A 9,240-nucleotide genomic window follows, 5' to 3' on the forward strand; every position below is an offset into this window, starting at 1 on the left:
AAGCCTTTGAACACGGCGGCCCCGCCGTGGCTCTGAGCACGGCCACGGCTTTCATCCTCTCCTTCGTGCTCTCACTCGCCTGACCGGGCAACAGCAGCGCTGCACGACGGCCCAGGATCTGGTTCTGACAGGGAACGGAGCCGGACTCAATTTGACGGGATGTCCGGCACGCGGCGTGAAAGGTCAGCATGTTAGGAGGATCGCCCGGGGCCGTGGTCAAGCTGTTGCAGCCGTTTCGCTTCGGGTCGTGTACGGCGGGTCCACCGGGCCGGCCCTACGCCACTCGGTCTCCGCGGCCTGCCGGATGGCTCCGTGTGCCGTGCAGGACCGCTGCGTTTCTGTGGTTTCCACACAGCTTCCCGGTGAGACAATCATCGTGTTGGATGCGGTCAATCCGGGAGGTTCCGGAAGGGGGACCTGATGGCACAGGGGCACGGGCCCTGGGAGCCCCAGGAACAATGGTGGGTGAGGGACAACCTGCGGGAGGCCATCGACCACCTGGTGGAAATGGGCTACACGGTCGGTGGCGGCCAGGCGGAGGACCCGGAGCTTATCGATCCCGAAGGCTCCGCGGTGCAGACGTGGCGGGATGACTACCCGTATGAACAGCGGATGTCCCGGGAGGAGTACGAGCTCGAAAAATACCGCCTGCAGATCGAACTGCTGAAGTTCCAATATTGGGGCCAGGATCACGGTCTTAAAGTCGTTATCGTTTTCGAGGGCCGCGATGCCGCAGGCAAGGGCGGCACAATCAAGCGTTTTACCGAACACCTGGATCCTCGCTCGGCCCGGACAGTGGCTTTGAGCAAACCCTCGGACCGGGAGCATGGACAGTGGTATTTCCAGCGCTACATTCAGCACCTTCCCACCGCCGGGGAAATCGTGATGTTCGATCGCTCCTGGTACAACCGGGCCAACGTCGAGAGGGTCATGGGCTTTAGCACGGAAGAGGAGTACGACACCTTCATGGTCCAGGCGCCGCTATTCGAGAACATGCTCGTGGCCTCCGGAATCCACCTGACCAAGTTCTGGTTCTCCGTCACCCGCCGCGAGCAGCGTACCCGCTTCGCGATCCGCCAGATCGACCCGGTCCGGCGCTGGAAGCTATCCCCTGTGGATCTTGCCTCCCTGGACCGGTGGGAGGAGTACACGGCCGCCAAGGAAGAGACTTTCCTACGTACCGACACGGATCATGCGCCATGGATCACCGTCAAGTCCAACGACAAGAAGCGGGGCCGGATCAACGCCATGCGCTTCTTCCTCAACCAGTTCGACTACGACGAGAAGGACACCTCGATCGTGCATGACCCGGACCCACTCATCGTGCGCCGCGGCCGTGAAGCCGTTGGCGACTAAACCGGCTGACCCCGCCAGAGCACCGCAGTACTAAGCATGCAGTTCGACGCCGGCCAGGGCTTCATGCCGCGCGCGGACGCCGTTAGGAGTCGCGGCGCGGCTTTGTTTGCCGGTCTTCCGCGCCGGTCTCGAAGGGCGCGCCTGCGGCCGGCGGCTCGCCCGCCGCGAGACGGTCTGACTCTCGAGCCCCAACGACAGACTGCGCTCCACCGGATCCGGCCTCGGCAGGTGAAGGTCCGGGCGGTGCACCCCCGGTTGTTGATGCGGAGCCCGTCATGGTCCGTTGTCCCTCGGTCATGGCGGGGTCGTTGAACACCTGCTCAACGGGCGCCTCGCCTGTCTTGGCCCGTTCCGGATGCGAGTGATCCCCCTGCGCCTTGGTGCCCGACTCAGCTACGTCAACCGCCTCTCCCACATTTGCACCGCTGCGGGAGTCATCGGCCTGGGCGTTCGCACCGGGCGAGGAGCGCCGGGCCTGGGAGGTGGCGTCCTGGGCGTCTGGTTTCAGTTCTACGGGTGCCTGATCCGCCGGCAATTCAGAGTCGCTGCGGTCGGTCATGATCCCTGCCTTTCCGAGACGAATTCATGCATCTACTCCGGGGCGCTTCAAGTCTAGCCAAAGCTACGGCACCCCAACAGGTCCGCGTGTGCTGCCATCCATATGTCGATGTGGGGATGGCGGTGCTCTTCGGTGTCTTGACTTCCAGTGCCTTGCTGCTGGAGTCTTCGTCGGCGTGCGTCGTTCGCGGCGGGGTGCCCTGAGCACCGCCCTGACCTTCGAGTTGTTCCAGGATGCCTACGATCGCGGCGAAATTTGGTTCGCAGCGACCGGCCTGTTCATCGGTGCCGCCGCGTGCGTGCTCTCGTGTTCCCGCTAATCCTGCGACTGCGGTTCAACCGGGTCGGGGCCCGCTTCGGGACTGCCCATATCCGGATCGATCTTGTTTGCAGCATCACCAGCAAGGGAGTCTCGTCCGGACGCATCCTCGGATGGCACTTCGTCCCGTTCACCCTCCCGCGGTTTCTGAATTTTTTGGTCTTTGTTTCCCATGTCTGTGCTCCTCCAAATTTGTGCAATTTTGATCAGAGACGAGTGCCCGCTCAGCAGACCTATCCGCCAGTGGACAGCTTCCGCGTTAAGTGTCGAGGGCGGATGGCCCCCTCAGCCGCGGCCCATGGAGGCAGTCGGGTCCCCGTCCCCTTCCGAGGGATCGGCGCGAAGGCCGTCCGGGTCCGGCTCCGGCAGGCCGCCTGGTCCAGGGACCCCGCGCGCGGGACGCACGACGCTTTCCTCGCCCGCTGCTGCTTCGCCGCCCGAGGCCCCCGAGCCATCGCCGCCCTCGCTCGGGTCCAGAGTTCCGGCGCTCCCGTGACCTCGCCCCTCCACGGACCCGTCGGTCCGGTCCGCTCCATCGGCCACCGCCTCCGCCTCCGCTTCCCCGGCATTCGATCCTTCGCTGATGGAGGAGTGGACCTTGATTTCGTCATAGGGGTCGCCGGGCTCCGGCACATGAGCGTCGTCATTCGGCTCTGACAGCCCGGCCAAATCCCTAAGAGCGTTCTCGGCCGCTCCGCGCACGTTGTCTCCGATTCCCATCTCACGCTCTTTCGCTGTCCTCGCATTGCTCTCGTGCGGACTTGACAGCACCAGAAATAGCAGCATGCTTACCAATAGTCCATAGCCAATGAGCACTGAAGGCTGCAGTTGATGAGAGCCCGACATTCTGGCGGCGGACCGGACGGTCCGGACGGGGCGCTCTCGACGGCAGCCCCCGTCGACAGCACGGACGAGTGGAAGGCCCCGACGGTGCAGCCGGGGATCCGGCGTCGTCCTCGAAGCCGGACCCGCTGGAGGGGAACGTTACCGGCTTGGAACCGGGAGGGGGAGTGCCTCCTGGGGAAACCCCGTCCGCGGAGGACCAGATGAGCAGGGATCGGGGTCACGAAGAGTGACCGCCGACGCCCCGGGAGCGGGGCGGATTAGGACAGCGGGGTTCTGCGCCTGTCAAAACAGCACCGCTGCGTCAAAACAGCACCCGTACAGTCAGGACGACGCCGCACGCGCTGCCCGTTCGTACATTCCTAATCTCTGACGGGTGAAATCTTTCGGCCCGGCATCACGGTCTTGACGAGCCCGAACCGGGTACGACGCGCCCGTTGTCCACAGCCTGCAAACCTGCGGCGTTGCTCCGGCGCGGATCCGAAACTACGCATGCCGCCGGTGGCTTCCGCTGAGGGTTCCATTCAGCACTCCGGGGACGACCTCGAAGACTCAGTTCCCCGAACGCGACGCGTGGCAAGGACATAATCACCAGCCGCGCCTGCGGCCCCTACGGGGAACGAAGAAGTATTGAATTATAAGCAACCTTATGATTTCCTGCTTCTAAGTCCTGCCACGGGCTTATCGGAACCCATGGTCAAAGGAAATGCTGACATGGTTGAATCCTGGGAATTTTCCACCCCGAAGGGACAAATCCGGGAGGCCTTTGAGAACCGGCTTGTCCTCGACTATTTGGATCTGGCGGAATCGCTGGCATGGCGATTCGCCAGCCGGAGCCGCGAACGGGAGGATCTGGTCCAGGTGGCGTACTTGGGCCTCGTCAAGGCGGCGCGGGCGTTCGACGAATCCAGGGGAACCAGCTTTGCGGGCTTTGCCGCCCCCACTATCACGGGGGAGCTCAAACGCTACCTGCGAGACCGGTGCTGGGTCGTCCGGCCCCCGCGGGGCGTTCAGAACCTTCGCGCTGAAATCCTGCGTGCAGAACCGGAACTGGCCCAAGCCCTGGGCCGGAATCCAAGTCTGGCGGAAGTGGCCGGGGCGTTGGGTGTTCCAGCCCGGGCCGTTCAGGAGGCAGCGGCGGCCGCATCCAGCATGCGTCCAGATTCACTCGATGCCGCCGATCCATACTCCGATGCTCCGTCGGGGACAGAGGGGCTGGCGGTCCAGGATCCCTCATTTGAGCGGCTCGATGAGCGCATCTGCCTGACCCAGGCCATTGAAGAACTCTCAGGTCCAGACCGGGATCTGTTGTACCGTCGCTTCTTCTGTGAGGAAAGCCAAGCCGAATTGGGCAGGCGGTTCGGGGTGTCGCAGATGCAGATTTCACGGCGGCTGGCGCGGGTGCTCACGTGTCTGCAGCAGCGGCTCTTGCAGGCGGAGGGTCATAAGAGCCCGAGTTCGCGGATGGCTTCCAGCACGTCCAGAGCAGAGCCGGCCAGCAGCGCAGGATCCGGGTCGGAGGCAAAGGCGTCGCCCCGGCGCAGCCGGCCTTTGTCAGTACGATATGCGGATCCGGCGGTCTGACCCCATTAGCCTGGACTTCAACTATTCCCACCGAACGGAAGAACCATGAGCAGTTCTCTCCGGAGAACGATCCTTCGAATCCTGACAAACCCGATGGCGGGGACGGGACCACGCCTGGCCGCAGAAATGCAACGCACGCCAATTATGCCGCGGCGGCCGACCCCGATCCGTTGGAAGGCTCCGCGGGTGCGGTAGGAGCCGGTTCCTGCACCATCACTGACCCCGGTCGGCCGTTTGGCTCGACGCTGCGCAACCGCACGTCGGCAGTCATCCTCTGGACAGGGTTTGATGCCGTGAGTAATTTCAAGGGTGAGCCCGATTGCGTATGGACCGGAGCATCTCTTGGTTCGATGCCCGCCCACGTCGACGTGGCCGACACCGGGAGGCCTACACGCCCAGGCACCAAAGGTGCACCCGCCATAGAACGAGGAGGAAACGATGTCACCAACGAATCCGTCCCATGCGCACGACCCCGCAGAGGGAACAGCCCCCGGTACAGCTCGCGCCTTCGGTAGCGAGCCTCCGCTCAAGGAGCCCGCGCAGCCAGGATCTGATGAGACCCCGGAGGACGCTGCGGTGGCGCCCGAAGGGGTCGGCGAAAGCACCACCCGCCGCGGCGAGGACGTCGTCAAGCAAGAGGGCTCGGAGCCCGGACGGGACGAGACCGGAACGGACGCGACGCCGGCCGCCCGGCAGACAGGTGAGTCCTCGCCCCGCGACTCCACCGGAGTCAATCCTCCGAAGGACCCCGACAGTGCCGCGCCGCAGCCGCAATAACCTCTTCGGCCGGGTGTGTCAACGCGTGAGCCACATAGTCATGGCGAACAACCGAGGGTCGGCCATCTCCCACAGGATGCCCTCGCGCCACTGGCGTCGGAGCGTTTGAACGGGGAGGATCCGGAGGGGCAATCTTGCATCAGATGCAATAGTCGTGGTTCCACTCGACGTAATCGTGGCTATCGGCCTCCGGTAATGGACCACAAGTCGGCTTTGCTGGGCTCAAGGGTCTACGGGGGACTGGTGGCCGGATCTGCTCACTCGCCTTTCAAAATGAAGTTGTAACCCTTCGGGCGGGACTCTCCGCCGCGGCGACCTTCAGCTTGGGCTCTCTTACCACTGAGAAGGGGATCTGAGGGTCCACCCGCCCCTATCCCCAGACGCCGTCATCGGGATGCTCCGGGCCGGCCGCATCTGCAGCCGGCCCGGAGGCATCGGTCAGTCCAGGTCGAAGCGGTCGAGCTCCATGACCTTGACCCAGGCCGCTACGAAATCGTTGACAAACTTCTCTCCGGCATCGTCGCTTGCGTAGACCTCGGCCAACGCACGCAGCTGGGAGTTAGAGCCGAAGACCAGGTCCACCGGTGTGGCGGACCACTTCAGTTCGCCGGTGGCGACGTCGCTGATCTCGTAGACGTTCTCCTCCGCCTCCGAGGCCTTCCACCGGGCGCCCGGGGAGAGCAGGTTGACGAAGAAATCGTTCGTCAGGACCTGGGGCCTGTCGGTGAGGACGCCGTGGGCGGAACCGCCCACGTTGGTGCCGAGGGCACGCATGCCACCAACGAGTGCTGTCATTTCCGGTGCGGAAAGGTCCAGCAGGTAAGCCTTATCGAGCAGGAGAGTCTCCGGCTGGAGCTTCCCGCCGGGACGCACGTAGTTGCGGAACCCGTCCGCCCGCGGTTGCAGGTACTGGAACGACTCGACGTCGGTCTGGTCCTGGGCAGCGTCGGTGCGGCCGGGCCGGAACGGAACGGTGACCGCGAAGCCGGCGTCCCGCGCGGCCTTCTCCACCGCCGCGCAGCCGCCGAGGACGATCAGGTCTGCCAGCGAGACCTTCTTGCCCCCGGTCTGGGCGGAGTTGAACTGTTGCTGGACCGTCTCGATCGCTTTCAGCGCCGTTGACAGCTGTTCGGGCTCGTTGACCTCCCAGCCGCGCTGGGGCTCCAGCCGAATCCGGGCCCCGTTGGCGCCGCCGCGCCTGTCGGTCTTGCGGTAGGTGGACGCGGCGGCCCACGCCGTGTTGGCGAGCTGTGAGACGGGCAGACCGGAGTTCAGGAGCTTGGCCTTGAGCGAGGCGATGTCCTCCTCGCCGATCGGCTCCTGGTCCATTGCCGGGATGGGGTCCTGCCAGAGCTGGGCAGCGGGGACCCACGGTCCGAGCATGTGGGGACCGACGGGGCCCATGTCGCGGTGCAGCAGCTTGTACCAGGCTTTGGCGAACGCGAGCGCGAACTCGTCCGGGTTCTTCAAGAAACGCCGCGAGATCTCCTCGTAGGTCGGGTCGACGCGCAGCGAGAGATCCGTAGTGAGCATCGTCGGCCGGTGCTTCTTCTCAGGATCGTGGGCGTCCGGGATGATTTTTTCCCCGTCCTTGGCCACCCACTGGTGGGCGCCGGCAGGGCTCTTGACGAGCTCCCACTCGTGCCCAAACAGGAGCTCGAAGAAGCGGTTGCTCCACTCGGTGGGCCGATCTGTCCAGGTCACCTCCAGGCCGGAGGTGATCGTGTCCGGCCCGTTGCCGGTCCCGTAGGTGCTGAGCCAGCCCAGGCCCTGCGTTTCGAGGTTGGCGGCCTCCGGCTCCGGCCCGACGTGCGCGTCGGCGTCACCGGCGCCGTGGGTCTTGCCGAACGTGTGGCCGCCGGCGATCAGCGCGACGGTCTCCTCATCGTTCATGGCCATGCGTTTGAAGGTCTCGCGGATGAAGGCCGCGGCCGCCAGCGGGTCCGGATTGCCCATCGGCCCCTCGGGGTTGACGTAGATCAGGCCCATCTCTGTGGAGCCGACCTCCTCCGACATCTGGCCTTCGCCGATGTAGCGTTCGTCGCCGAGCCAGGTGTCCTCGGGTCCCCAGAAAATTTCCTGGGGCTCCCACACGTCCTCACGGCCGAATGCGAAGCCAAAGGTCTTGAAGCCCATCGACTCGAGGGCCACGTTGCCCGCGAGGACGAGCAGGTCGGCCCAGGAGAGCTTTTGGCCGTATTTCTGCTTCACCGGCCATAGCAGTCGCCGGGCCTTGTCGAGGTTGGCGTTATCCGGCCAGCTGTTGAGCGGCGCAAACCGCTGGCTGCCGTCCCCTGCACCGCCGCGGCCATCGTTGACGCGATAGGTGCCCGCGGCATGCCAGCTCATCCGGATCATCAGGCCGCCGTAGTGGCCGAAGTCCGCGGGCCACCAGTCCTGGGAGGTGGTTAGGACCTGGACGATGTCCTGCTTGAGCGCCGCGACGTCGAGCTTCTGGAACTCCTCGCGGTAGCTGAATGCTGGACCGAGCGGATTGCCTGCTGGGTGATCAGTGTGGAGCACGCTGAGGTCGAGCTGGTTGGGCCACCAGTCCGCGACAGTCCGCGGCCGGTGCGCCTTTGGCTGCGGCGAGTCGATCGCCGGATTCTCACTTTCGCTGCCGTGCGAGGTCACGCTGCCGTGCGCCACCGGGCATCCGCCCTCAATCTTGCTGTCCAAACCCTGGGCGCTGCCGGGGGTGGGGACCGGGGGGTGTTCCTGCCTATCAGTCATGTGCTTCCCTTCCATATGGCCGAGGCCGCGGTCGGACTCGGGCAGCCGGTGCAACCCTCCTATTTGACCATGAGCGGGTGTGCTGGGAGACCCCCTCGGCAAGGGAACGTCCGGTTGCCTGACGCACCGAGAACCTTCGTGCTGACAGTACGCCCGCCCCGATGGGCCTCCCAGGATTGGCTCCTCGGGAGCCTCCCCCGGTCAAATTTTCAATGCCGATAACGGACCTTCCGTCAACCTAGGTTGACGTAATCTTCACTATCGGTGCCGCTGCTTGGTCAGGCAGCCTCGGTAGTGACGGCTCCCAGGGGCGCGGCTATGTCCGGGGTGAGGATGCTCAGCCTGTAGTCGGACTGGAGCGGATCGATATGGGCAGGGAGATGGTGGGACCGCGAGCAAGTCCGGAGTTCTTCCAACGCGTCGGGCTCGATCCGGGCCCTGGTCATATCGAGCTCGAGGGTCATTCCCGCGGTAAGCGAGTTGGCGCGCTTCATCACGTCGTACAGGCCGCGGACGCTTTTGAAAGTCACATGGCCCTGGGCGGCAACTCGGGCCTTGGCGCAGTCGAGGTCCACCCGGACCAGTACTTGAAGCTTGTCTGTCACGAAAGTTCTCCGCTCTAAGTCGGGCGCCACGACGCTGTGGCACCCCGGACAACCATAGACGCAATGTGATCCAAGCAACATACTTGGTGGGTCGGCATCTTGCCTTGCCCTGGGCCCGCGAAAGGGCCGGCGCCAGAGTAAAAAAGTTGCGTCAGGCAACCAGCTCCACATAGTATCCGCTATCGGTGTCCTGTCCGGGCGGACGGGCCTGTGGCGGTTTTCTGCCAAGCACGGAGTGGGGCAGAGGTCATGCCCCCTCGAGTAGGAGAGGTCAGGCTTGCAACGAGATGGTGGGGAATTTCTTCCATTCGCGGTGGAAGCGGGCCTCTGCCTCGAGCGCGGCGGACTGTTCCAGGGCGTGCAGCCGCCCGTAGCTGAACCCGTTCTCGCCCAGGACGAATGCCTCGGCTCCGAGTCTGCGAAGAAGCTCGCGGGTAACGACGCTGTCCTGGTGGTCACCGAGGA

At 64.7% G+C, this 9,240-nt stretch carries 8 protein-coding genes and 1 pseudogene; 4 read left to right on the top strand and 5 right to left on the bottom strand.

The features are described from left to right. Positions 1–420: 420 nt before the first annotated feature. Positions 421–1,356, top strand: coding sequence for a polyphosphate kinase 2 (ppk2, locus tag ACZYZ5_RS01760; RefSeq protein ID WP_463898732.1), 936 nt, complete (start codon positions 421–423; stop codon positions 1,354–1,356). An 874-nt stretch (positions 1,357–2,230) separates the two neighbouring features. On the opposite strand, the gene ACZYZ5_RS01765 is transcribed toward ppk2, so the two are convergent. Further along, the gene (locus tag ACZYZ5_RS01765) at positions 2,231–2,407 is read right to left on the bottom strand and encodes a hypothetical protein (protein WP_463898733.1); all 177 of its coding nucleotides are present in this window, start codon (positions 2,405–2,407) and stop codon (positions 2,231–2,233) included. Positions 2,408–2,518: 111 nt separating this feature from the next. Beyond that, a complete protein-coding gene (locus tag ACZYZ5_RS01770) occupies positions 2,519–2,953 on the bottom strand; it encodes a hypothetical protein (protein ID WP_463898735.1) in 435 nt (144 codons plus the stop codon). 194 nt (positions 2,954–3,147) lie between these two features. Here ACZYZ5_RS01770 and ACZYZ5_RS01775 point away from each other — a divergent pair, with 194 nt between their 5' ends. From ACZYZ5_RS01775 to ACZYZ5_RS01785, 3 genes are all read left to right on the top strand, one after another. After that, a complete protein-coding gene (locus tag ACZYZ5_RS01775; protein ID WP_463898736.1) occupies positions 3,148–3,309 on the top strand; it encodes a DUF6480 family protein in 162 nt (53 codons plus the stop codon). A 481-nt stretch (positions 3,310–3,790) separates the two neighbouring features. Then, the gene (locus ACZYZ5_RS01780) at positions 3,791–4,660 is read left to right on the top strand and encodes a sigma-70 family RNA polymerase sigma factor (RefSeq protein ID WP_463898737.1); all 870 of its coding nucleotides are present in this window, start codon (positions 3,791–3,793) and stop codon (positions 4,658–4,660) included. A gap of 438 nt (positions 4,661–5,098) precedes the next feature. After that, positions 5,099–5,437: a hypothetical protein gene (locus ACZYZ5_RS01785; protein WP_463898738.1), complete on the top strand. Its 339-nt coding sequence runs from the start codon at positions 5,099–5,101 to the stop codon at positions 5,435–5,437. Positions 5,438–5,875: 438 nt separating this feature from the next. Here ACZYZ5_RS01785 and katG read toward each other — a convergent pair whose 3' ends face one another. The 3 genes and pseudogenes from katG to ACZYZ5_RS01800 form a co-directional block, all read right to left on the bottom strand. Beyond that, positions 5,876–8,170 (bottom strand): catalase/peroxidase HPI, encoded by a 2,295-nt coding sequence (gene katG / locus ACZYZ5_RS01790; RefSeq protein ID WP_463898739.1) that lies wholly within the window; start codon positions 8,168–8,170, stop codon positions 5,876–5,878. Positions 8,171–8,448: 278 nt separating this feature from the next. Continuing rightward, entirely contained in the window at positions 8,449–8,775 is a 327-nt protein-coding gene (locus tag ACZYZ5_RS01795) for a hypothetical protein (protein ID WP_463898740.1), read from the bottom strand. Between the two features lie 271 nt (positions 8,776–9,046). After that, positions 9,047–9,240 (bottom strand): annotated as a pseudogene (locus ACZYZ5_RS01800) (adenylate cyclase); the annotation flags it as partial.

The organism is Pseudarthrobacter ribosi, assembly GCF_055412865.1.